A 24,157-nucleotide genomic window follows, 5' to 3' on the forward strand; every position below is an offset into this window, starting at 1 on the left:
CGGAGGTATAGGGGAAATTAATGCCTGGAAGCGGGAGCAGTACCCTGCCGGTTTTCACAGCATAAAATGTGCAGGAACTTCCGATTTTTCACCTGCAGCCCTGATGTCTTCCTAAAAAATAAAAGCAAAAGCCCACCGCGTATGCGATGGGCTTTTACTTTTTTAGAACCTGTAATTCAGGCCGAGGTTAAATCTTGCGCCGGCACCTTTAATATAGCTGTCGGTTACCACGCGGGATTGCGCCAATACGGGGTAGTAGTCAGCATTCAGCAGGTTGTCGACCCCTAAACGCAGGGTAGTAGCCTTGTTGAAATGGAAAGCGGTATACAGGTTTACCAGATTGAAGCTGCTCACAGGACCGGTACCCAGGTCCCAGTCGCCTTTGGCATTTGGAGAAAAACGCTGACGGGTACCGCTGTAGATGTAATACACACCGAGATCCAGCTTTTCACGAACAGGTGAATAGTTCACGTTTACGGTCGCTTTATCAGGCGTGATGCGACTTCCAGGCAGGTATACCTTGCCGGTAGCTGTTTCTTTTTTACCTTCTACATGGGAGTAGGAAGCGTTTACCGTGAGGTTAGGGAGGAACTGGTAACCGGCGGTAAACTCAAAGCCTTTGATGCGCTCAGGCGCGCGTTCAGGAGTAGCTACGCCATTGATATCTACCAGGCTGCTACCGAGGTTGGAAGTACTGATGAAGTAGGCACCGCTGGCATTAAATTTTCCGATGTTACTGTTGAAGCCTGCTTCGTAGTTATTGGTGATGATTGCGTCTGTTTGGATAGAACCGTTTACACTGGCGCCCCCAGGAACATCTTTGGCCAGGCGCAAAGTACGTCCGAGGTCATAAAGACTAAAGCTCTGCGAGAAGCTGATGAATGGATTGAAATAATCGAAACGGGTGTAACGTAGGCCGGCGTTATAGGTAAGTGCATCGTAAGGCAGGTTGCCGCCCTTCACGTTTACACCACCAGCGTAGTTACCGAATTTAATGGTTGTGAAGTCCGGAATATCGAGCGATACATTTTCGTAACGCACACCTGCTTTCAGCAGGAAGTCCTTGAATATGTAGGCTTTCAGCTGTGCATAAGGCGCATAGTTTTTCATATCCATTTTAGGTACAAACCTGCGACCGTCTACCAATGGCTGCTCTGTTACGTCGTTGAGTACATCCACACCGTAGGTGATATCACCGTTCAGGTTAGGGCTGATATTCAGCAGGGTATTGAAGTTGGCGCGAATACCTTTTTTACGGGAAGTAATGGCAGAGTTGCCGCCGCCCTGGTAGAAATCGGAATATTCAAAGACGGTATAGAAGTCCTGGTAGTAGATATTCACATCCAGTGAAGTATTTCTGAAAATATGTTTGTTGGTATAGGTAAGGTAGGCGTTGTGATTATACGGCGTACCCTGTTTTGCACCTGGTAATGTGCCCAATACCCCGATGATAGGGCTTTCGCCGAATTTACCGCCAGAGTTGATATAGGTTGAATTTTGCATGGTGCGGTAGTAGTTATACATCACTTCGATACGGTTATTATCGTTGATGTTATAGCCTACTTTGGCAAATGCGTTGATGTTTTCATTTTGTGCGAGGGATTGGAAAGGAGCGATGACTTCTCCTTTGGCATCTTTATACACCCCTGTTTGTTCGTAGGTGCCGCTTACCACGTAATCAAATTTATGGAGTGTACCGGTGAGTGTTTGTGAAACACGGCCGCCCATGCTGTTAGCGGCGCTGGTGAGGGAGCCGGCTGTACTTACATCTGTGGTGCCACTGATTTTTTTGTCGCTGGCTGCTTTTTTTGTGATGAAGTTGATGATACCACCATCGGCACCGTTGCCGTAGATGGCGGTGGCACCTTTGATTACTTCTACTCTTTCGATTACGGATACATCGATGCTGCGCATGTCCTTATCGCCGTTGCGGAGTGGGGTGGATTGCGGGATACCGTCGATCATGATGAGCATGCTGCGGCCACGGAGGGTTTCGCCCTTTTTAGTGGCGGTGTTGGTACCGAGGGTAAGGCCTGGTACGTTGAGGCCCAGCAGCTGGTTGATGTCGGTGGTGATGGCGCTTTGCTCCTGTAATTGTTTGGCGGTGATGACGGTAATGGAGCTGGGTACTGTACCGATGGTTTCTTTATTACGTCCGGCGGTTACCACTACTTCCCCGAGGCCTACTTTGGCGTTGTCGATCTGGAAGTTGAGGGTAATGTTGTCGTTATTCAGTACCACTTCTTTTTCTATTGTCGTGTAGCCGATACCGGTAGCAATCAGTTTATAGCTGCCTGGTTTTACATCGCGGATGGTAAAGGATCCGTCAGTATTAGTGATAGCGTGTTTTTGGGTGCCGGCCAGGTATATGCGGAGTCCGGGTACGGCATTGTTGGTGCTGTCCTGGATTTTTCCGGAGATATTTTGTGCCGCGAGTTGTAAGGTCGCGAGTAACAGTGCAAGGCTAAAAGAAACGATCTTCTTCATTTGTATTATAGTTAATTACCTTTTTTGCAAAGGATGGTGTTTGTCTTTTTTTCTCGCAAAGCAGCATAAGCAGGTAAGCAGCTAAGGATGGTGTTTTGTTGTTTGTTTAAGGATGAATTTGCGGCGGTACCATATCAGGCAACCTGATATGGATAGCAGGCCGGGGGCGAGGCCAAACAAGGACCAGATAATTTTCAGCGGGAGGCCGCCGTAGTTGCCAAAGTGCAATTGTGGTACGATGGCAGCGAATTTGTCAGCCAACTTAGCGTTATGGATGGCGGCGATTTTTTGTATGTTGCCGGTTTTGTTGTCGAAATAAACAGAGGAGGCAAATTCGCCCCAGATGCGGGCTTCGCCGGCATGGCCGAGGATGCGGATGGGGGCATCTGCTTTTTTCGGCGGGCGTATACCCATTACGGTTAGGCCGGGTATGGCTTTGCGGGCTTCAGCTACCAGCTGATCGTAATCGAGGTTTGACGGGATTTCTTTGGTAGGTGCCAGTTTGCCTTTGCGGGAGTCGATCACTTTTTGTACCATGATGATGCCGGTAATGACCATCACGAGGTTAAACAGGATGGCCCATACCCCGATGATGCGGTGGAGGTTGCGCCAGCGGCGGTTGCGGTGGCTCCATTCCGGTTTTACGCGGAAAGTGAGTACTTTCCCGAAGGCGTGGCGGTAGATCCAGATGCCGGTGAGCAGGGAAACAGCCAGCAGTATGGCAGTGATCAGGATGATTTGTGCGCCTGTTTTGCCTGAAAGCAGGGTGAAATGGAAGAAGAGTACCTTTCCCATGAAATAGTCCGTGTTGCCTCTCTGGGCCACTATTTGGGCGGTATATGGGTTTACAAAGAAGTATATTTTTTTCTCTGCATTATATTCCGCGCGGATGATGGTGGTTTCGGTGGGCGACTGCGGCAGGTGCGTGACCATCAGGTAGGGCTGATCAGGCTGGAGGCGGTTGCGTACGGCCTGGAATTGTTGTTGTACAGGAAGGTAGTGATTACCGGGGGAGATGTGGTAGTTGTTATGGTATAATGCCTCGTCCAGCTCATCGCTGAATACCAGCATGGAGCCGGTAATACTGATGAGCAGGAGCAGGAGGCCTGCGATGAGGCCGGCCAGGCGGTGCACCCTAAAAACTTGCTTACTCCAGATCTTTTTCAACCCTTATTTTCTTTTCTTCCTTATCAATGAAAATTGGCAGGCACGAATGTGTTATTAGGAATCGTTGTTATGTTTTAACAAAGAGGGACCTGATACCTTTCTGAACCACTTTTTTTCTTGCGATGCAAAGGTAGAACAGTCCTTATTTTTTCGTTTACGCAATGCGGAAAATTATTATGCGGAAAAGGAAAAATGGTGGGTGGCTGATTTATTATCGCAGTGGGTGTTTTTAACAAGCTGTTAACAAAATACCACGTTTGTGTTATAAAATCTTTGAAAGAGAAGTCTATTTTTGAATAGAATCAAATGCGAATGATTTCTGAATTAAAGAAATCATCATCATATAAATAATTTGGAATCAACAGATTCTAACTTTCTATGAAGACCAGTTCTCTACCATGTCCTAATGAAAACAAGTGAACTTTACACCTAGTGAAAGAACGATTTGTTGTAAGGGCTGCGCACAAGGCGCGGCCCTTTTTGATTTTTACAGGTTATGGTGCCGCTGGCGCGATATAAAATCAAACAGCCCCTGAGCTTGTGGCACAGGGGCTGTTTAGTAAAAATATTCAGCAGGAAATTATACCATTGGAATTTCTGCTACCTCGTATACTTTAGCATCCAGCTTCGCTTTAGTTTCGCTGAAAGCCTTCAGTGTCAGTTCGATATCTTCATCGTTGTGTGCCGCGGTAGGAATGATGCGGTAGATGATCTGTCCTTTAGGGATAACCGGGTATACCACGATGGAACAGAAGATATTGTAGTTTTCGCGCAGATCCAGGCACATGGCAGTAGCCTCAGGAATATCACCTTGCAGGTAGATAGGCGTAACCGGTGAGTTGGTGCTACCAATATTGAAGCCTCTGTCTTTCAGACCCTGTTGGAGTTTACGCACATTATCCCAGAGTTTTGCTTTGAACTCAGGGTGTTTGCGCATCAGCTGCACGCGTTTCAGGTGACCGATAACGATAGGCAGTGGGAGGGATTTAGCGAAGATCTGGGAGCGCATGTTATAGCGCAGGTAGTTGATGATCGCTTTATCACCGCTGATGAAACCACCGATAGAAGCACCGGATTTAGCGAAAGTGTTGAACAGCAGGTCAATTTTATCCTGAACACCCTGTTCTTCACCGGTACCGGCACCGGTAGCACCCATGGTACCGAAGCCATGTGCATCGTCTACCATCAGGCGGAATTCAAATTTATCTTTCAGTGCAGCAATTTCTTTCAGTTTACCCTGATCGCCGGCCATACCAAATACTCCTTCAGTAATCACCAGGATACCACCACCGGAAGTTTTAGCCAGTTCAGTGGCACGTTTCAGTTGTTTTTCCAGGTCTTCGATGTCGTTGTGTTTGAACACATAACGGTGCCCCTGGTGTAAACGCAGCCCGTCGATCAGGCAGGCGTGTGCTTCAGCATCGTAAACGATGATGTCGCGACGGTTACATATAGCATCAATGGCACTCATAAAACCCTGGTAACCATAGTTTACCAGTGTAGTATCTTCTTTACCCATGTAGTCGGAAAGCTCTTTCTCCAGCTGCTCGTGGTAATTGGTGTTACCAGTCATCATGCGGGCTCCCATTGGAGCAGCTAATCCAAATTCAGCGGCAGCCTGCGCATCAGTGGCACGAACTTCCGGGTGGTTGGCCAGTCCCAGGTAGTTGTTCAGGCTCCATACAATTTTCTCTTTGCCCCGGAATTTCATGCGGGGACCTATTTCTCCTTCCAGTTTAGGGAATGCGAAATAGCCATGGGCTCTGTCTGAATGTTCCCCAATAGGGCCCATATGTTTCAGCAGTTTCTCGAAAATATCCATATGCTATATTATGAAATGGTTAATTACCTTTAATAAAAACGGACACAAAGGTATTAAAATATTAGTTTTTGTAAACTTGAGTTCGATTTGTAAATACCAGCCGACTATTAAAAAATCGCGCCAAACCATTACAATCTTGGATTTTAGTCATATACAAAATAAGTTAAATTTGATGAAACGATTCTACCATTTATCCTGCCTGTTACTACTGGCGGTTACCACAGCTTATGCCCAGAAGGCCACTTCGCCGAAACCATTCAATCATGTGAACCTAAAAAAGAATGCTAAAACTGCCGCTAGACCCAAATTGGTGGTGGGAATGGTGGTTGATCAGATGCGCTGGGATTACCTCTACCGTTATAGCAGCAGGTATAGCGCCGGTGGTTTCAATAGATTACTCCACGAAGGATTCTCCTGCGAAAATACGTTAATTAATTATACCCCCACCATTACGGCCTGTGGGCATACCTGTGTGTATACCGGCTCGGTACCGGCTATTCACGGCATTATTGGGAACAGCTGGTTTAGTGCTGACCTGAACCGTTCCGTTTATTGTGCGGAAGATACGACGGTAACTACCGTGGGCAGCAGTTCTAACGCCGGTAAAATGAGTCCGCGCAATATGCTGGTGACTACCATCGGTGATGAGCTGCGCCTGTCTAACAACTTTCAGAGCAAGGTAATTGGTGTGGCTATTAAAGACCGCGGTGCTATCCTGCCTGCGGGCCACAGTGCCAACGCGGCTTACTGGTACGACGGTAGCACCGGCAACTGGGTTACCAGTACCTATTACATGAAAGAGTTGCCTGAATGGGCCACGGAGTTTAACAACGAAAAATTCCCGCAGCAATACCTGGCTAAAGCCTGGACACCAATGTATCCGCGGGCTTCCTATAAACTCAGTACAGAAGATGAAAAGCCATATGAGGGCAGGTATAAAAATGCTACCAATACCTCATTTCCGCATGAGCTGAGCGCAATCGCCAATTCCGCTATTGCGGCAACACCTTTTGGCAATACCATGACGCTGGAATTTGCGAAGAAAGCGATGGAAGCTAACCAGCTGGGACAGGGACCTGTAACGGATTTCCTGGCAATCAGCCTGTCGTCTACCGACTATGTAGGCCACCAGTTTGGTCCGAATAGTATTGAAATTGAAGATACTTACCTACGCCTGGACAAGGACCTGGCTACTTTCTTCAATTACCTGGACGCGAAGGTGGGTAAAGGGAATTACCTGTTTTTCATCACTGCGGACCATGGTGTCGCGCACGTACCGGGCTTTATGGAAGAAAACAAACTGCCGGGCGGTTTATGGAATGATAATGCTGCCATGGCTGCCATCAACGAGGACGTGAATACTAAATTTGGTATCAAAGGCGCGATCCGCGCAGTAGAAAACTACCAGTTCTGGCTGAATCACGCCGCAATTGAGGCCGCCGGAAAAAGCGAATCTGATGTGGAAGAATATATTATCTCCCGCCTGATGAAATCCCCTGCTATTGCCAATGCATTTGTGCTGAAGGACCTGGATGACGTGATCCTGCCTTCCGTTATGCGCAATATGTTTACCAATGGCCTGAATGCGAAGCGTAGTGGCGATATCCAGGTGATTCTTGCGCCGGGGTATATCGATGGCGGCAAAACCGGCACCACACACGGTTTATGGTATCCTTATGATGCGCATATTCCATTGGTTTGGATGGGATGGGGCGTACGCCAGGGGAAATCCAACCGTACTGTGGGGATGACCGACATTGCTCCTACCATTGCCGCACTGCTGCAGATTCAGATGCCCAGCGGTAACATCGGACATGTGATTGAAGAGGCTATCCGATAATAGTCGTATAGTCACCACAGTGAGGTTCAATTGAGTACGGATTAAGGTTTTTTTCTTACATTGCTGTCACTCTCACGGTGAGGATATGGAAAGGTGTAATGGGGAGTTGAAGTTCCCGTTACACCTTTTCAGTTTCCGGGGAGGGGACAACTAAACATTGACGCATGGCTTATTCGTTCTTACTGTATACGGTGGCCGAGAGGGTTGCCACTATTTCGCTGAACCGAACCGACAAGCGTAATGCGCTGAATGGCGCTCTGGTGGCTGAGTTGAGGCAGGCATTTGCGCAGGCAGCCCAGGATGACCAGGTGAAGGTGATTATATTAAAGGGAGAAGGGGAGGCCTTTTGTGCCGGTGCGGACCTGGATTATTTACAGCAGCTGCAGCAAAATACCTATGAGGAAAATCTGGCTGACTCCCGCGAACTGATGTCCTTATTTAGGGAAATTTACGAACTTGACAAGATAGTGATTGCGCAGGTAGAGGGGCATGCCATTGCTGGCGGTAGTGGATTGGTAACCGTGTGCGACCTGAGTTATGTGGTGCCGGAAGCGAAGATGGGTTATACGGAAGTGAAGATTGGCTTTATTCCGGCGTTGGTAGCAGTTTTCCTGGTGCGCAAGATAGGTGAGGGTAAGGCAAAGGAATTGCTGCTGACCGGCAAATTAATTTCAGCTGCAGAAGCAGCGGCGGCCAACCTGATTACTGCGGTAGTACCCGCAGCGGAGATCCGGGATTATGTAGCTAAAGTGGCCAGGGGCTTATGTAACGAAGCTTCGGAAAATTCCCTTAAAGTGACCAAAAAATTGATTGGCACAGTGTTGGACCATACTATACAGGACAGCCTGGAATACGCAGCACAGCAGAATGCCGCCACTCGTGGCCATGCAGATTGCAAGCGTGGTATTGCAGCCTTTTTAAACAAGGAGAAGCTGACCTGGTAGCAAGGTTTCATCGCTACCATGAAAAACAGACCATACTATGTCACACCGGTTTTTAACAACGTTTTTATGCCTGTGGATCAGCGCCAGCGCGATGGCGCAGCGCACGATATCAGATGCCAAAATCACCTACAGGATGGATTTGCCGCCGGAAATGGCGCAAACCGATGCCATGCTGCAAAACAGCAGCCTGATTATTTACATGAGGAGTTACCTCAGCAGGGTTGAAATAAATTTTAATATCGTTAACTACGTTTATCTGATTAATAGTCGTGAAAGAACGATGACCACACTGATTGATCAGCATGGCTCTAAGTACCTGATCCGTAACAGTAAGGAGCAGTTTGAAAAGGATATGAAGCAGTACGAGGGTACTAAATTCGTGGATCAGCAGGAAACGAAGGAAATAGCAGGTTATACCTGTAAAAAGGCGCAGGCGACCATGCCGGACGGCAAAACCTACGTACTTTATTATACCCCCGACTTAGTGCCTGAAAACAGGCTTTATAACCAGCGTTTTACTAATCTGAAAGGGTTAGTGCTGGAATATGAAATCTACACGAAAACGGGGTCTAAAATAACCGTTACGGCTACCAAGGTAGAGCTGATACCGGTACCGGCGTCGTATTTTGATGTGCCGCGGAGCGGATATAAGGAAGTGAGTCAACAGGAGCTGAAGAATATGAATTAAGGTGAACAGATGATAAGTTATTTGGTGCCGGTCCGGATGGGCCGGCATTTTTTTTACGGCCATCAGCAAGTGCCATCAGCAAGTGCCTTCGGCACTTGCTGATGGGGTGGTTCCGGGCACCGCCCGGAACCTGGTGTCAGATGCTGATGTGGTTCCTGGCCTGAAAGTGCTGGTGTCCGTAAAAAAGGCAATTATAAGAATCTTCAAAAGCTGGTCGATCGATCAGCTTTTGAAGATTGTATTGTATAATAATTGAATATGATAAGGCCGGTCAACCGATTAGCCTATCATATTGTACTGAAGAAGCGTTAAATGAAAAAAGGCCGGTCAATCGACCAGCCTTATCATATTGTACTGAAGAAACGTTATTAACCTTTTTTGAGCGGCAGAATGATCTGCAAACGCTGGAAATTGAGGTTACCAGGCATCTGTTGCTGCACCTGTACGCTGTAAGGTACCACGTAGGTAACATTACCTTTCGTATAGGTCATCACCTGCTGAAAGTTTACGGACTGTACGTTATTAGTATTGGTAAACTTAAAGTCAGAACTGAAAGCACCTGAGTAACGGTAACTGGCATCCAGGCCCAGATTAGTTTTGGGCATTGCCGTGTTCAGGACAAAGCGGTTGTTCTCCGTCTTTTTCACCTTGTCTTTGTTATCGTTGGGCAAAATGCTATTATTTGCCATGGCTTCAACAGCGAATAGCGCCATAGCGCTTGCCAACATGCAAGACAATGAAAAGACCCTTAATATGTTAGTTTTCGTTTTCATTGCATTACAAAGATACAACAACTTCTCTTAATTATATAACAAATTTTTAACGGTCTAAAAGTGGAAACCTTAATAAAATGTTAAAAAATTTGCAAATAGTTTAGTGTCACTGCTTTTTGGCGGATACGGAAATTGATTATATTTACATTAATGAGTAAAGACTTTTCATTTTTAAACGAGGATTTTGATGATCTGAGAGATTTATTGCAGCAGTTTGAAAACCTCAGAGCTGGTAAGTCTCATTCTTTTTTGGACGAAGATTCATTTGAGCAGATCATAGACTATTACGACGAGCATGATGAAATGCCCATAGCATTGCAGGCCGCTGAAATAGCCATAGAACAATTTCCCTTTTCCGCCACACTCCTGTTAAAAAAGGCCAACTTACTGATCGAGACAAAAAAATACCCTGAAGCGCTCGATATGCTTGAAAAAGCAGCCGTTCTCGACAAAACCGATATCAATCTATACATCCTGCAAACAGACGTTTACCTGGCGCTGAACCAGCACCAGAAAGCCGCTGCTGTGCTGAAAGAGCAGATTGACCAGTTCGACGGGGACGACCGTACAGAGTTGCTGCTGGAACTGGCAGACGTGTATGACGACTGGGAGGAATTTGAAAAAGTGTTCGACTGCCTGAAAATGGCTCTGGAACACGATCCCAACAATGAGGAAGCGCTGCATAAAATCTGCTTCTGGACTGAATTTACCGGGCGTAATGAGGAAAGTATCCGCCTGCATACCTGGGTGATCGACGAGCATCCCTATAACCACCTGGCCTGGTTCAACCTGGGCACGGCCTACCAGGGGCTCAAGCTCTATGAAAAATCCATCGATGCCTACCTCTACGCACTGGCAATCGATGAGAAATTCGATTATGCCTATCGCAACCTGGGGGATGCCTACATCCGCCTGCGTAAATATGCGGAAGCCATTGAGGTACTGCAAAAGCACCTGGAAATAGCCAAGCCGGAAGATGTGATTTACGAGGCCATTGGCCATTGCTATGAGCGGCAGCGTAAATACACACAGGCAAGGTATTATTACCGCAAGGCCTCCCATCTGAGCCCAAATGATGACAAGCTCTACTATAAAATAGCAGTAGCTTACATGATGGAAGCCAACTGGCCTAATGCAGTTAAATCTCTGCAAAACGCCTTGAAAATCAATAAGAACAGTGCTGAATACAATATGAGTATGGGGGAATGCCTGCTGGAAATGGATAAGTGCAAGGAAGCGCTGGCATTTTTCATGAATGCCGTGCGTACCCGCCCTAAAAGCGTTTCTACCTGGCAGGAGCTGATCAGGGGCCTCTATATCGGCGGATTCCTGGAAGAAGCCCTCGTACAGCTGAATGCCGCAGAGGAGAAAGCTGGCCGCAAGCCGGTGTTTCAGTACTATCGTGCTGCCATTCTCATCACCATGGGTAAAACCAAGGAGGGACTGCTGCACCTCGAAACAGCACTGCAACAAAATGTGAAGGCCGTTAAAAAATTAGTTGAGCTGGATCCGGCTATATTACAGCATGTGAGTGTGGTCGACCTGATTGCACAGTACCGTCGCAAACGTTAACCAATGTTATTTGCTTTTAAAATAAAGTATACTTCTTATTTTTGCGCCGGTTTTTAATTGTCATGGTTAAAAACAATACTATTTCCGGTTACTAAAATTGCCCACTAAGCTATCCCATAGTGCCTGGCTAAGTTAGTTGAGTGTTTTAATGACCATTAAGATGATAAAAATATTACTAAATGAATTTTAATCTGACACAAATCCCGGAAAGGACTCAGAAACCTCGGCAACATGGACTCACTATGGTCATGGATAAGGGGCTTAGTTTGGAAGAAGCACGTAATTTTTTATCCGCGGCGTCGCCACACGTTGATATCGTTAAGTTAGGTTTTGGTACCTCGTTCGTTACACCTAACCTGCGTCAGAAAATTGAGTTGTACCAGGCTGCCAACATCCCTGTGTATTTTGGCGGTACCCTGTTTGAAGCTTTCCTGATTCGTAATCAGTTCGAAGAATATGTAAGAACCGTTCAGGATTATGGTATTTCCTACATGGAGGTATCCGATGGTTCTATCATCATCCCGCACGCTGAAAAATGCGGCTATATCGAAAAACTGGCTAAACTGGGGCTCGTATTGAGCGAAGTAGGTTCCAAAGACGCAGAACACATCATCCCGCCATACAAATGGATCGAACTGATGAGCGCTGAACTGTCTGCCGGTGCCACTTACGTAATTGCTGAAGCACGCGAAAGCGGTAACGTAGGTATCTATCGTGGTTCCGGTGAGGTGCGCGAAGGACTGGTACAGGAAATCCTGACACAGATCCCTGCTGAAAAAATTATCTGGGAAGCACCACAAAAAGCGCAACAGCTATACTTCCTGGAACTGGTAGGCTGCAACGCCAACCTCGGTAACCTGGCTCCGCATGAAGTGATCTCTCTGGAAGCTATGCGCGTAGGGCTGCGTGGAGATACTTTCCACCTGTTCCTCGATAAAGAATAATGATCTCCTGATTTAGGATCAGCAAATAATAGTAGGGATTTTGTGCATCACAAAATCCCTACGTCTTTATAAACCTATCAACTAATATCTGCATGAAAACATATGGTCTTATAGGCTACCCCCTCAGTCATTCCTTCTCCAAAGGGTATTTTGCAGAAAAATTTAAGAAAGAAGCCATTGCCGACTGTGAATACGAAAACTTTCCTATCGCGGATATTGCCACTTTTCCAACACTGTTCCACCAGCAGGCAAACCTCCAGGGATTGAATGTAACCATCCCCTATAAGGAAGTGGTCATCCCCTTCCTGGACGATCTGAGCGATGCCGCACGGGCAATTGGCGCTGTAAACTGCATCCGCCTGGAAGAAGGCCGGAAAATAGGCTATAATACAGACGTAATCGGCTTCACCAACTCTTTAAAACCTCTGTTGAAGCCGCATCACACACGCGCACTCGTGCTGGGTACGGGAGGAGCTGCCAAAGCAGTGATGTACGCCCTCCAGCAACTGCAGCTACCGTATACGGTGGTGAGTCGCACGGCCAGCGCTGCAGCCGTGGCATATACCTCTCTCGATAAAAAAATAATAGAACAAAACACCCTCATTATAAATACCACTCCGCTCGGTATGTACCCGAATGTAGATGCACAGCCGCCAATACCATATGAATTTATTGGCCCTCAGCACCTGTTGTACGACCTGGTATACAACCCGCCGGTAACTAGGTTTTTACAACTGGGAGAAGAAAAAGGAGCTGCCATAAAGAATGGGCATGAAATGCTGATTTTGCAGGCAGAGGCAGCGTGGGAGATTTGGAATAAGTAATTATTAAAACCTTCATCGTCTGCCTTTGGCAGACGATGAAGGTTTGAGCCGGGACCGAAGGTCCCGGCTCAAACCTAATTTATTGTGGCTTAATCATGTAATACACGCAGGTAGTCAGGAAATCCCTGAAGTAAGGAATAGCGGCAATAGGTCCGAACTGTTTCTTCGCGCTCACCCCAAATTTATATTTGTAAATAGGATTGATCAGGTAAAACCGGCGCTGCGTAATATTATACCCCTGACGTTTTACATAACGCTCAAAACGCTCAATGGAAATACCGGTATCCTTCACTTCCATCAGGTCAATAATCACATCCTGCTTTTCCCCGAACGCCTTCAGTACACCCTTGTAGAGCGGCCTTGGCAGCAAATGAATGTAAGGCACCATGCTCAGGAATTTATTCCGGCATATCTGCTGATGCCCGCCATGCGGCATATACCAAGGTGGAAACCCAAAATAGATTTGCCCCTTCGGACTCAGCAACTGCTTCATATGACCAATGATCTTCTCCTGGTCGGGGATGTGCTCAATGGCATCTTTGAGGATGATAATATCGAAAGAGTTTCGGAACTCCCCTAAAAAATCAACATCATAAATGTTTTTGGCTATGAGCTTCAGCTGCCCGCTGGCAACGTGCGGTTCAAGAAAGCTGGTAGCCAGCTCAATCCTGTAAGGCACCAGGTCTACTCCAACGCACTGGCAACCCATTTCCAGGAACGGTGTAAGCACTCCGCCTTCTCCGCAACCCACTTCCATCACCCGCAGGCCCTTTAAGTCGGGGAATTCCTGCTGTATAAAAGGGATCACATAGTCGCGCGAGTTATCCACCTGTTGCTGGTAACGTAATCTGGCGTCTTTATGATGTTCTAATGACATAATTTGAAAATTCCGTGAAAATAGTCAAAAAAAGCAAAACTGAAACCTGATCGCTTAAAGCTATCTTTGCAAAATGCAAACTGAAGAAAAAACAAAATTCCAGGAAGGGGCGGTTATACTCATCAACAAGCCGCTGACATGGACTTCCTTTGACGTTGTACGCAAGATCAGAAATACGACCAAAGCCAAAGTAGGACACGCTGGTACACTCGACCCGCTGGCTACCGGCCTGCTCATTTGCTGCACAGGCAAAATGACCAAAAAAATAAATGAATATCAGGCACAGGAAAAAGAATATACCGGCACCTTTACACTCGGTGCTACCACACCTACTTTTGACCTGGAATCTGATCCGGAAAATCATAAAGATACCAGCCACCTCACTGAAGACGCTATACACGCAGCTACGCAGCAATTCCTCGGAGAAATAATGCAGCTACCGCCCATACACTCCGCCATCAAGCAAAATGGTAAACCTATCTATCACCTTGCCCGCCAGGGGGTGGAAGTAAAAGTGGAGCCACGCAAAGTGACCATCAAAGAATTTGAAATCACTAAAATTGAAATGCCGGTAGTGCATTTCAGAGTAGTATGTAGCACGGGTACGTATATACGTTCCCTGGCAAATGACTTCGGCGCTGCGCTGGGTGTGGGCGGTTACATGAGCAGCTTATGCCGCACCCGCATAGGGGAGTTTAAGCTGGAAGATGCAGAAGAGATGAATGATTTTATAGAGAAAAATACCGTTAAGAAAGAAGATTAAGTTATACTGTAATAGCTGTATCAAAAGTGCTTGCTGGGCCGCGCGGAGCGCGGAATCCACCCAACCGAAACCGAAGGTTTCGGTTACTGATTTTCGGGCCAGGGAAACCCTGAACTGCTTTTGATACAGCTATGTTAACTAGAAAGGATAACCAATTGCTACGTTCCAGATAATATTTTCCCTTCTCCAGCTGCCACTGCCCAGGTTCCATTCACTTACATACCAGCCGTTTTTATTGCCGGTGAAATAAGGTACTTTCAGCGGTATACCCCAATCCAGCCTGATCAGGAAGAAAGAGAAATCGAGCCGCAGGCCGGCACCGGTACCAATGGCCAGATCGTGATACAACTGATTGATGTTAAACGCTGATCCCGGGCGGTCCGGATCATCCTTGATCATCCAGATATTACCCATATCCAGGAAGGTAGCGCCTTTCAGTTTGATGGTGCCTCCAAACATCTTTAACAGATCGAACCGGAATTCCACATTGCCTTCCAGCTTCATATCCCCTGTTTGATCCGGGAAGATCTCTGCGGTAGAAGAGCTGTCTTTATAGGAGCCTGGCCCCAGGGTACGGAGCCGCCATGCGCGGATACTGTTTGGCCCACCGGCGGTAAACTGCCTCACATAGGGCAATACCTGTGAATAACTGTACGGAATACCAATACCTGCATATACCCTGGTAGCTAATCCGCTATGGATGCCCAGTTTCCAGTAGTGGCGGTAATCGGCTTCTATTTTCACGAAGTTGGAAATGCCCACTTTGGTAATGGTTTCCAGGTTCGATTTTTTATTGGTGGCAGCGCTGATAAGGCTGTTGATCCCGTTGAGCCACAGGCCTGATTCTTCCAGGTTGATGCGGAAGTAGGTGTAGTGGTTCTGGTGTAGCACATCGTTGTTGCTGTAGATATAGGAAATGTTTTCGCCGCCTATCAATGCAGGTTCGAAGCTGCGTTTGAGGTAAGGGTTAGGGTCTACTACGGTATCCTTGAAATAAGGATTGAGGTTTACCCCTACGTAGTTTAACGTAAACGGACGCACGATCCAGCGGCGGTAGGTGCTGGAATTCCAGTCGTACCCATAGGAAAGATTGATACTGGTGATGTCAAACTTTTCCACACGGGAAAGGTAGTTAGCACCTACGGTGAGTCTGGTTTTTACATTGGAACGCGGGTTTTGATGGATGTTAAATGGCAGCGCAAACCGTGGCCAGGTGAATCCGAATTCTCCCCCAAACTGCTTGGATTGCAGGGTCCATTTATTATTCGGGTCTTTGATCAGTTCAATCCCGGTATTAAGGCCGAAGCCAAACTGGGTAGCCGTTTTTCCCAGGTTGATATGGCGGTAGATCAGGCTCACGCCACTTCCCAGCAGGTAATCGGAGCTGTTGCTTACCTCAAAGTTGACCGCCACTTCCTGCTTTTTGCGCGGGGTGAGCATCAGGTAGGCATCCAGGGCGTTAGTGGTATCCTTTGCTTCCTTGTATTGGAGGGTTACAAATAGCCACAGGCCAAGGTCGTACAGCTTATTGATGGTATTGTTATACTGCTGCAGGGAGTATACTTCTCCGGGGCGCAGCAGGATGGATTTCGACAGTATTTTAGGGCGCAGCATTTCCTGGTGCTGGCGGATGGTGATGTATTTGCGCACATCCTGTTTAAAGCTGGTATCGTTGATATTGGCGTTAATCGGGAAATCAGGATAGGCATAAATCCGGCGGATGTGGTATTTCTGCCATTCGCTGAAGGCGCTGTCCTCCGGATTTTTGATAATGATCTCCACGTTCATGGTAGGTTTTTCCCTGCCTTTATTTTCATTGAAGATGTTAACGAAGCCTTCGAAGGGGTTCAGCGGGTTTTTAAACAAGGCCTTATTAAGGGTGTCTACACTAAATTCTATCGCATCGCGGTTAAACTTGTAATAACCGGCATCCTTGATGATGCGGGTGAGGCGTTCCCTTTCGCTGCTGAAGTTGGCCGATTTGAAGGTATTCCCTTTTTTGATCATCGACAGCCTTTCGTTGGCCTTTACCACCGCCATGATGTTGGAGTCAGGCACATTATACGTGATCTGGTCAATCACGAAGTTCCTGCCTGTATTGGCATTATAGGTAACGCTGGTTTTACGGTTTTGGGTGACGGTATCAACGGTTACGGTGGCGTAGAAATAACCCTGGTTATGCAGGTAGCTGGTCATACGGTCCAGCGATTCCTTCAGCTTGGTGGTATCGAAAATGGAAGGCTCTTCCAGGTTACGTTCTGCCAGTACGATGTTCCAGAACCAGTTGGATTTTTTCTCGTTATACTTCTGGTTGTAGAGCCATACTTTGATGCGGGTGTTGAGCAGCCTGGAGTTAGGCTGCGCTACCATCAGGGATTTGGAGGAGAGGTCGCTACGGATCTCCTGTTTCTCCGAATTGAGGATATCGCCCTGTACATTGAACTTGCTGCTTACGTAAAGCGACTGGTTCTGCTGCAGGTATTTAGTATTGGAGCATGCGCCCAACAACAGCACTACGGCCAGTAACAGTACATATTTCAGCAGGGATGTCCTTTTATTCTGTGGCGGCTGCATCACGGGCGAAAACGTTATAAATATTTTAGTAAGGAAAATTGCTGACATGAGGGCTACACGGCCTGTTCTTGGCTGATTAAAAGAAATCGTGTAGGTTTGGGCCCATGTTGTCAAAGGCGCAAATTAAATATATTCAATCATTACAGCACAAAAAAAACCGTCAAAAATCCAGCCAGTATATTGCGGAAGGGGATAAGATTGTGCAGGAACTGCTATTGGCCGGTATGCCGGTGAAAGCCGTGTATGCCACTGCCGGGTGGATTTCAGACCATGCGGAAGTACTGAAAAGACTGGATGCTTCGGCGGTGTATACCGTTGAAGAAGCGGTGCTGAAACAATTGAGCGCCCTTACTACGCCCAACAAGGCGATGGCCCTGCTGGATATGCCTGCTGCCAGTGCCCAGCTGCCTGGTGAAGGTACCCTGGTGCTGGCCCTGGAAGCAATTCAGGACCCCGGTAATATGGGTACCATCATTCGTATTGCCGACTGGTTTGGTATCCGGGAAATTGTTTGCTCTCCGGACTGTGTGGATGTGTATAACCCCAAAACCATACAGGCCACCATGGGTAGCATTGCCCGTGTTCGTATATCCGAAACCGATATAAAGTCATTCCTGGAAAATACCAGCCTGCCTTCTTACGCAGCCACGCTGCATGGGAAGGACATCACCGCCTTTTCCAAACTTACGGAAGGCATTATCCTCATTGGTAACGAAGGGCGGGGCCTTTCCGAAGAGGTGACTGCCGCCGCTACCCACCAGATCACCATTCCCCGACTGGGCGGTGCCGAATCGCTCAACGCAGCCGTTGCCACAGGCATCATCTGCGGTCGCTTACTGATATGAGACTCTTCCTGCTGATATGCATAACCCTGCTGTTTGCCAGCTGCCACCCTGCGGTGGAGCGGCATCCGGAACCTGCTTTCTATTTCTGGAAACAAAGCTGGACGGGCAACCCCGTTGAATTGCAATACCTGCGCCAGCTGCCTGCCCAAAAGCTGTACATCAAAATGTTTGATGTAACGCCTGATGCCGTGAGCGGAAAACCTATACCGGTAGCGGTATTTAACCAGCAGGTACCACTCCCCGCGGAGCAGCCGGTAGTACCGGTGGTTTTTATCATGAACGAGGTATGGGCGCAGCTGAAAGACTCCCTGGCCATGGCAGATTTTACAGGGAAAACAACCCGTTTACTGGAAAGCCTGACGAAGACACTGCCCGGCAAAAGTATTAGTGAGATACAGATTGACTGCGACTGGACGCAAACTTCCTCATCTCCCTATTTCAACTACTTAACAAAGCTAAAGGAACAACCCTTTTTTAAAGGGAAAACCATATCCGCCACCATCCGCATGCACCAGGTGAAATACCGGACCAGCAGCGGCACCCCGCCGGTAGACAAAGGACTGCTCATGTGCTATAACATGGGCGACCTCCGCAAAGCCGGCGACCATAACTCCATCCTGGACCTGGAAACTATGAAAGCCTATATCGGCAGCGACCGTATTTCAAATTATCCTTTACCTTTGGACATCGCTTTGCCGCTGTTTAACTGGACGGTACTGTTTGAACAGGGGCAATACAAAGGAATCCTGCGAAACATCGGAGAAACTGAACTAAGCAACCATGAATTGTTTATACCTCAGGGCAAACAACTGTTTGTGGTGAAAAATGATACGCTGATAAACGGATACCTGCTGCGAAAAGGAAGTGAATTGCGCAGGGAAATCACGAACGTAAAATTGCTGAAATCCGCTGCCAACCTACTTGCTGAGCAAAAGCAGGATTACAGCCCAACTATCATTTTTTATCACCTGGATGCTGCCACCTTGAAAAATTATCCATTGCATGAACTACAAGAAATTTATCGCCTTTTCAATTAGCTTTTTAGCCGTTTTTTTTGGTAATATCATCTATATCCTGTCCTGTGGAGGAGGAGAAATTGATCCTTACGATTATTATATCTCTTACTTTAACGCCTATACGAAAGGGCAGGGATACGAACCATTTTATTTTACCTCCCTTAGTAATTATTACGATAACGCCACGCCCGACGAAGCTACCGTAAACGTGCAGGACTGGCGCAACTATGCGGACGATAAATCGGTTTCTATCGATGATATCTACCGTTATATTTATCAGTACGACCGCGAGCAGATGGCTCAGATTGCCGACTGTAGCGCCAAAGGACAAACTTGTGCGTTTGCTGACAGCGTGAGAAGCAACAGCTTTGCCATGTATCTGGCCAACCCTAAACATACGGATGCGGCCCGCTACCTGCTGTTTGCCAAGGACTGTGAAAAGGTGGTGTACAACCCTGATCCATGGTCGGATCGTGGCAACCTCACCCCTGAAATGACCGCTTTATATGACCAGGGAAAAGGCTTGCTGGCAGGGGTAAAAGATAAAGATATTGCGCAACGCTATAAGTTCCAGCTGCTCCGCCTCACGCATTACCGCAAGCTGTATAAGGAAACCGTAGAGGCTTTTGATAAGGACTTCGGTAAAGCCGGCAGTAACAACCTGATTTATAACAAGGCCCTGGCATTAAAGGCCGGCGCATTGTACCACCTGGACGATTCTGTGAATGCGGCCTACCTGTTTTCAAAAGTATTTGCAGCCGAGCCAGGGCTGCGGGAAATGGCTTTTCTGAATGTAAGGTGGACGAACACTGCTGCCACGGATATTTTCGCGCTCTGTCGCAACAATAAGGAAAAAGCCAATGCAGTAGCCCTTTACAGCTTCCAAAGTCCTTTTGTGGACCTGACGCCATTGCGCATGGCCTACCAGCTGGATCCGGCAGCCCCCGCGCTGAGTCCTATGCTGACAAGGGAAATCAATAAGCTCGAATCGGAGTTTTTCACGCCTCGGGTGGCCAAAGCAGCTGATAGCATTGGGCTGGACCTTGGCTATTACTCCTACATGGATTATTACGATGAAACAAAAGGCATTAACTATCGCGACTCCGCCTTGGCCTTGCAGCGATTTGCGGACGAGGCAGTGCAAAAAGGAAAAGTACAGGACCTTGATTTCTGGAAGGTGAGTGCCGCCTATATTGCTTTTATACGGAAAGATCTGAGTGGCGCTAAAAGCAGGCTGGAAAAGTATCCGGTACAGGATCCAGCCATCAAAGATCAATGGGAACTGGTGAACCTGCTGGTGACACTGAACGAACAAAAGCAACTGGATCAAGCTTACGAAGCTAAATTGCTGGGTAGCCTCAAATGGATGGAAACCAAGCTGGGTAAGCTTAACCAGGACGAATACTGGTATAATTCAGATAAGAAATTATTCTTTAATAAAGCGATGCGCAATATATTGGCAACTATTATTGCGCCGGCTTATCATAAACAGGGCGACTATACGAAAGAAGCGCTGGTACGTGGCCGCTGCGATAGTTTGCGCCTTGGTACCAGTCCTTACGGCGCGGAGGATATGGTGGAAAACCAGATGAGTGCAGAACAGCTGATCGCGCTGCATACTTTTCTTAAAAGTGAAAATAAAACGGCCTACGAAAAATACCTGGTTTCACATTTTCCTAAGGACCTGAACATGGAATTGGCGATCGGCATTGCCTATATGCGGGTGAGTAATTTCACAGCAGCACTGCCGTGGTTGAAGAAAGTGCCAACCGCTGCGCAGCCAGCCAGTTACCAGATATGGGTGGATCAGTTACAGGATTTTGGAGAGGATACAGCTACGGCAAAGCACCGTACGCTTATTACGGCTTCCCAGTTCTGCGAAGAAATGGTGCGGCTGCTGGGCCTCACGAAAAAAAAACCTGTGAGCGCGGCCGTGTATCATAAGATAGCAACAGGTCTCTTTAATATTTCCTATTATGGTAAAACCTGGTTCATGCTGAAAGAGTTTCGCCCAAGTACTTTGTGGTATACGGCGAAGTGCGAAAAAGATCCGTTTGAGCGCCAGTATTTTGGTGTGTATGATGCGGAGATATTTTACACGAAGGCGGCGCAGGCGTCTACAGATAAGGAATTTAAGGCAAGATGCCTTTTCCTGGCGGCCCGTTGTGCACAAAAGCATGTGCCGGATAATGAAGATGATAAATTGTATTATTTATCGTTGGTACGTAACCGTTATTTCCCTGTGCTGGCGAGTAATTACAACCAGACAGCCCTGTACAGGAAAGTATACGACCAGTGTTCCTATCTGCAGGATTACGTGATCGAGAGTCGCAAGAAGAAGTAAAAATTATTTGAACTGTATTGCTTTTATCGGCGTAATTCTTCTGATGATGAGCGAAGGTAGAAGCAATACAGCTGTACAAACCACGAAGGTGCCCACGTTGATGAGTATAATTTCGTGCCAGCGTAGTGCAATAGCGGCGGTAGACATGTAGTATGAATCTTCCGGTAATCTGAGTACGCCCGTTTGAACCTGTAAGAAGGCCAGCCCCAGGCCCAGTATATTCCCGATAATCACTCCCAGCAATACGATGTAGGCAGCCTGGAATACGAATATTTTCTGGATGCTCCAGTTGCGCATGCCCAGTGCTTTTAAGGTACCCACCATGTTGGTGCGTTCGAGAATGAGGATCAGTATGGCGGTGATCATGTTGATGATGGCAACGATGGTCATGATGACAATGATGATCACTTCATTTTGCCCCTGTAGTTGTAACCAGTCGAAAATATTAGGATAAATTTCTTTGATGGTACGGGTGAAAAGCTCGTCTGGCAGCAGGTTATGATCGATGTAGCTGGCTGCTTCATCCATTTGATGGTAATCTTTCAGAGAGATTTCATAGCCGCCGATTTCATTGCTTAACCAGTCATTTAACTTGCGTACGAGGTTAATATCTCCAATGATATATGTTTTATCATATTCTTCGATGGAGGTCTTGTAAATCCCGCTGATAGTGAGCCTTCTGGCGCGGGGTGATTGTCCGCTACCTTGTATAAAATAGAGAATTACTTTATCATGGAGATGCAGTTGCAGCTCTTTTGCCAGTGAAGCGGAAATGAGAATGCCTTGTGCATAGGCGGAATCATTGAAGGAGGGAATGGTGCCTTCCACGAGATACTCCTGGATAGCAGGCCAGTCGTAGCCTTTATCCACCCCTTTGAACATCACGCCTGCAATTTCCTTTTCGGATTTGATTATAGCCGATTTGGTGGCGTAGGAGCTAATTGTTTTAACCTGGGGGAGATGTTGGATTTTGCTCATCAGCGCGGTATCGGCGGTGAAGGGTTTTTCCTGCGTCAGCGGTCCGGCGTTGGGCTGGTACTGATTTATATGGATATGCCCCCAGAAGCTGAATACCTTCTCCTGTATCACCTGCTGGAAGCCATTCACAAATCCTGTGGCCAGAATCATCACGGCCACGCTGATAGCGGTAGCCCACATGGCAATGCGGATGATGACTTTGGAGAAGGATTTATTTTTATTGAAGGCTATCCTGTTAGCGATGAATTGAGATATATCCATGAATGGTCCGGCTGTTATTTCTAATAAAGGTAAACTCCCTCCGGACAAAATCAAAAAAATCCCAAAACGTAAAATCTTAAAATAGTTGTAACTTGAATTGATCAAATACCCTGTATGCGTAAAGTACTTGTTTATGTGGCTGTTATGATTACAGCGTTTATACCTGTAGCACTGAAAGCCCAGCAACTCGCTGTTACTCCCGATCATGTATATATGAACAATATTAAGTCTGTAAAGCTGAACCAGGCTGGTGATCCGCTGAGCTTACCGATGGTTACGCTGAATTCAGCCGAAAAGCTGGAACTGGCTTTTGATGATCTGGATAACGATGTGAAAGATTACTATTACACATTTGTGCTTTGTAATGCCGACTGGACGCCGGCACAGGTGAATCAGCTGGAGTACCTCCGTGGGTTTACTTCTACAAGGATACAGAACTATCGCCTGTCCAGCATTGCTTTTCAGCGATACACGCATTACAGTGCCATTCTTCCTGATCAAACTTTTCCAACGCGTTCCGGTAATTATATTGTGAAAGTCTATCTCGACAGTGATACCACACAACTGGCATTTACACGCCGGCTGATGATCGTGGAAAACAAGGCGGGGATTGCAGGTTATATCCAGCAAACAATTACGCCTAAGCTGTTTCGTACCCATCAGAAAGTAAATTTTGAATTAAATACCGGTGCACTGAATATCGTGAATCCATTTGAGCAGATAAAGGTAGTGATCCTGCAAAATGCGCGTTGGGACAATGCGATAGCAGGAATCAGGCCTTCCTTTATCAACGGCAATGTGTATAAGTACAATGCGGAAATTGATTGTGTATTTCCTGGTGGAAAGGAATTCAGGTGGATAGACCTGCGTAGCTTCCGGCTGCAGACGGAGCGGGTGAGGCATACTGAATATCATAAGAACAGTACGGACGTGTATGCGGTGCCGGATGCAGAGCGGGCTGATAAAATTTATCAGTTTATTAAAGACATTAATGGCAAGTATTATCTGGCTACGCTGGATGACTACAACCCTAATTTTGAAGGCGATTATGCCACTGTGCATTTCTCGTTTTTATCGCCGGAACCTTATGCCAATTACGACATGTACCTGTTTGGGGAGATGACCAATTACGAGTGTAATGACCTGAACAGGATGACTTATAACCCGCAAACGAGAGCGTATGAGTTGAACATGCTGCTGAAGCAGGGGTATTACAATTACATTTATGGTTTGGTGGATAAGTCAGATCCGACCGGTAAATTTGATTCTTCGCTGACGGAGGGGGATAGTTGGGAAACGGAGAATAATTATACGATTCTGTTGTATTACCGGGCGCTGGGAGCGAGGAATGATGAGTTGGTATCGACGATTACATTGAATTCCATTTTGAATAGGAAATAAAGCCGGAAGTAGTCGCGCCTAAGGCGCGACTACTTCC

18 protein-coding genes are annotated in these 24,157 nt (G+C 47.0%); 11 read left to right on the forward strand and 7 right to left on the reverse strand.

The genetic code is table 11. The features are described 5' to 3' along the window. Positions 1 to 162: 162 nt before the first annotated feature. The 3 genes from BUB18_RS16755 to BUB18_RS16770 all read right to left on the reverse strand — a co-directional run bounded on the left by BUB18_RS16755 (position 163) and on the right by BUB18_RS16770 (position 5,476). The gene (locus tag BUB18_RS16755) at positions 163 to 2,487 is read right to left on the reverse strand and encodes a TonB-dependent receptor (protein ID WP_073083308.1); all 2,325 of its coding nucleotides are present in this window, start codon (positions 2,485 to 2,487) and stop codon (positions 163 to 165) included. A gap of 81 nt (positions 2,488 to 2,568) precedes the next feature. Then, a complete protein-coding gene (locus BUB18_RS16760; protein ID WP_073083311.1) occupies positions 2,569 to 3,654 on the reverse strand; it encodes a PepSY-associated TM helix domain-containing protein in 1,086 nt (361 codons plus the stop codon). 580 nt (positions 3,655 to 4,234) lie between these two features. After that, on the reverse strand, positions 4,235 to 5,476 hold the full coding sequence (locus tag BUB18_RS16770) for an aminotransferase class I/II-fold pyridoxal phosphate-dependent enzyme (RefSeq protein WP_073083315.1): 1,242 nt from the start codon (positions 5,474 to 5,476) through the stop codon (positions 4,235 to 4,237). A gap of 172 nt (positions 5,477 to 5,648) precedes the next feature. Here BUB18_RS16770 and pafA point away from each other — a divergent pair, with 172 nt between their 5' ends. The 3 genes from pafA to BUB18_RS16785 all read left to right on the forward strand — a co-directional run bounded on the left by pafA (position 5,649) and on the right by BUB18_RS16785 (position 8,948). Continuing rightward, positions 5,649 to 7,316, forward strand: coding sequence for an alkaline phosphatase PafA (gene pafA, locus BUB18_RS16775; RefSeq protein WP_073083842.1), 1,668 nt, complete (start codon positions 5,649 to 5,651; stop codon positions 7,314 to 7,316). A 164-nt stretch (positions 7,317 to 7,480) separates the two neighbouring features. Further along, positions 7,481 to 8,260, forward strand: coding sequence for an enoyl-CoA hydratase/isomerase family protein (locus BUB18_RS16780; RefSeq protein WP_073083317.1), 780 nt, complete (start codon positions 7,481 to 7,483; stop codon positions 8,258 to 8,260). 37 nt (positions 8,261 to 8,297) lie between these two features. Further along, a complete protein-coding gene (locus tag BUB18_RS16785; protein WP_073083320.1) occupies positions 8,298 to 8,948 on the forward strand; it encodes a hypothetical protein in 651 nt (216 codons plus the stop codon). Between the two features lie 368 nt (positions 8,949 to 9,316). On the opposite strand, the gene BUB18_RS16790 is transcribed toward BUB18_RS16785, so the two are convergent. Further along, positions 9,317 to 9,619 (reverse strand): hypothetical protein, encoded by a 303-nt coding sequence (locus tag BUB18_RS16790; RefSeq protein ID WP_143159975.1) that lies wholly within the window; start codon positions 9,617 to 9,619, stop codon positions 9,317 to 9,319. 252 nt (positions 9,620 to 9,871) lie between these two features. On the opposite strand from BUB18_RS16790, the gene BUB18_RS16795 reads away from it, so the two are divergent. The 3 genes from BUB18_RS16795 to BUB18_RS16805 all read left to right on the forward strand — a co-directional run bounded on the left by BUB18_RS16795 (position 9,872) and on the right by BUB18_RS16805 (position 13,061). Continuing rightward, on the forward strand, positions 9,872 to 11,293 hold the full coding sequence (locus tag BUB18_RS16795) for a tetratricopeptide repeat protein (protein WP_073083326.1): 1,422 nt from the start codon (positions 9,872 to 9,874) through the stop codon (positions 11,291 to 11,293). A gap of 179 nt (positions 11,294 to 11,472) precedes the next feature. Continuing rightward, on the forward strand, positions 11,473 to 12,237 hold the full coding sequence (locus BUB18_RS16800) for a phosphosulfolactate synthase (RefSeq protein ID WP_073083329.1): 765 nt from the start codon (positions 11,473 to 11,475) through the stop codon (positions 12,235 to 12,237). 92 nt (positions 12,238 to 12,329) lie between these two features. Beyond that, positions 12,330 to 13,061, forward strand: coding sequence for a shikimate dehydrogenase family protein (locus tag BUB18_RS16805; protein WP_073083332.1), 732 nt, complete (start codon positions 12,330 to 12,332; stop codon positions 13,059 to 13,061). Between the two features lie 79 nt (positions 13,062 to 13,140). Here BUB18_RS16805 and BUB18_RS16810 read toward each other — a convergent pair whose 3' ends face one another. Further along, positions 13,141 to 13,938, reverse strand: a complete 798-nt coding sequence (locus tag BUB18_RS16810; protein WP_073083335.1) for a class I SAM-dependent methyltransferase — start codon at positions 13,936 to 13,938, stop codon at positions 13,141 to 13,143. Positions 13,939 to 14,011: 73 nt separating this feature from the next. Here BUB18_RS16810 and truB point away from each other — a divergent pair, with 73 nt between their 5' ends. Then, positions 14,012 to 14,701: a tRNA pseudouridine(55) synthase TruB gene (gene truB, locus BUB18_RS16815; protein ID WP_073083337.1), complete on the forward strand. Its 690-nt coding sequence runs from the start codon at positions 14,012 to 14,014 to the stop codon at positions 14,699 to 14,701. Positions 14,702 to 14,839: 138 nt separating this feature from the next. Here truB and tamL read toward each other — a convergent pair whose 3' ends face one another. Next, complete coding sequence (gene tamL / locus BUB18_RS16820; RefSeq protein ID WP_143159976.1) at positions 14,840 to 17,389, reverse strand: translocation and assembly module lipoprotein TamL; 2,550 nt, start codon at positions 17,387 to 17,389, stop codon at positions 14,840 to 14,842. On the opposite strand from tamL, the gene BUB18_RS16825 reads away from it, so the two are divergent. From BUB18_RS16825 to BUB18_RS16835, 3 genes are read left to right on the forward strand one after another with little or no spacing between them, the layout of a single operon-like run. After that, entirely contained in the window at positions 17,380 to 18,120 is a 741-nt protein-coding gene (locus tag BUB18_RS16825; RefSeq protein ID WP_073083342.1) for a TrmH family RNA methyltransferase, read from the forward strand. The genes tamL and BUB18_RS16825 overlap by 10 nt on opposite strands. Then, on the forward strand, positions 18,117 to 19,157 hold the full coding sequence (locus BUB18_RS16830; protein ID WP_073083344.1) for a hypothetical protein: 1,041 nt from the start codon (positions 18,117 to 18,119) through the stop codon (positions 19,155 to 19,157). Before BUB18_RS16825 ends, BUB18_RS16830 begins: the two co-directional genes overlap by 4 nt. Next, positions 19,123 to 21,480 (forward strand): hypothetical protein, encoded by a 2,358-nt coding sequence (locus tag BUB18_RS16835; RefSeq protein ID WP_073083347.1) that lies wholly within the window; start codon positions 19,123 to 19,125, stop codon positions 21,478 to 21,480. Before BUB18_RS16830 ends, BUB18_RS16835 begins: the two co-directional genes overlap by 35 nt. Positions 21,481 to 21,483: 3 nt before the next feature. Here BUB18_RS16835 and BUB18_RS16840 read toward each other — a convergent pair whose 3' ends face one another. Further along, positions 21,484 to 22,719: an ABC transporter permease gene (locus BUB18_RS16840; protein ID WP_073083349.1), complete on the reverse strand. Its 1,236-nt coding sequence runs from the start codon at positions 22,717 to 22,719 to the stop codon at positions 21,484 to 21,486. Positions 22,720 to 22,833: 114 nt separating this feature from the next. On the opposite strand from BUB18_RS16840, the gene BUB18_RS16845 reads away from it, so the two are divergent. Then, entirely contained in the window at positions 22,834 to 24,120 is a 1,287-nt protein-coding gene (locus tag BUB18_RS16845) for a type IX secretion system plug protein (protein WP_073083352.1), read from the forward strand. Positions 24,121 to 24,157: the final 37 nt, after the last annotated feature.

It is taken from the genome of Chitinophaga jiangningensis, assembly GCF_900142605.1.
Classification (GTDB): Bacteria; Bacteroidota; Bacteroidia; order Chitinophagales; family Chitinophagaceae; genus Chitinophaga; species Chitinophaga jiangningensis.

What these genes read in the sequence shown, in the direction of transcription:
- BUB18_RS16755 (WP_073083308.1), bottom strand. Translation starts at nt 2,487, where the DNA reads ATGAAGAAGATCGTTTCTTTTAGCCTTGCACTGTTACTCGCGACCTTA.
- BUB18_RS16770 (WP_073083315.1), bottom strand. Translation starts at nt 5,476, where the DNA reads ATGGATATTTTCGAGAAACTGCTGAAACATATGGGCCCTATTGGGGAA.
- pafA (WP_073083842.1), top strand. Translation starts at nt 5,649, where the DNA reads ATGAAACGATTCTACCATTTATCCTGCCTGTTACTACTGGCGGTTACC.
- BUB18_RS16780 (WP_073083317.1), top strand. Translation starts at nt 7,481, where the DNA reads ATGGCTTATTCGTTCTTACTGTATACGGTGGCCGAGAGGGTTGCCACT.
- BUB18_RS16785 (WP_073083320.1), top strand. Translation starts at nt 8,298, where the DNA reads ATGTCACACCGGTTTTTAACAACGTTTTTATGCCTGTGGATCAGCGCC.
- BUB18_RS16795 (WP_073083326.1), top strand. Translation starts at nt 9,872, where the DNA reads ATGAGTAAAGACTTTTCATTTTTAAACGAGGATTTTGATGATCTGAGA.
- BUB18_RS16800 (WP_073083329.1), top strand. Translation starts at nt 11,473, where the DNA reads ATGAATTTTAATCTGACACAAATCCCGGAAAGGACTCAGAAACCTCGG.
- BUB18_RS16805 (WP_073083332.1), top strand. Translation starts at nt 12,330, where the DNA reads ATGAAAACATATGGTCTTATAGGCTACCCCCTCAGTCATTCCTTCTCC.
- BUB18_RS16810 (WP_073083335.1), bottom strand. Translation starts at nt 13,938, where the DNA reads ATGTCATTAGAACATCATAAAGACGCCAGATTACGTTACCAGCAACAG.
- truB (WP_073083337.1), top strand. Translation starts at nt 14,012, where the DNA reads ATGCAAACTGAAGAAAAAACAAAATTCCAGGAAGGGGCGGTTATACTC.
- BUB18_RS16825 (WP_073083342.1), top strand. Translation starts at nt 17,380, where the DNA reads ATGTTGTCAAAGGCGCAAATTAAATATATTCAATCATTACAGCACAAA.
- BUB18_RS16830 (WP_073083344.1), top strand. Translation starts at nt 18,117, where the DNA reads ATGAGACTCTTCCTGCTGATATGCATAACCCTGCTGTTTGCCAGCTGC.
- BUB18_RS16835 (WP_073083347.1), top strand. Translation starts at nt 19,123, where the DNA reads ATGAACTACAAGAAATTTATCGCCTTTTCAATTAGCTTTTTAGCCGTT.
- BUB18_RS16840 (WP_073083349.1), bottom strand. Translation starts at nt 22,719, where the DNA reads ATGGATATATCTCAATTCATCGCTAACAGGATAGCCTTCAATAAAAAT.
- BUB18_RS16845 (WP_073083352.1), top strand. Translation starts at nt 22,834, where the DNA reads ATGCGTAAAGTACTTGTTTATGTGGCTGTTATGATTACAGCGTTTATA.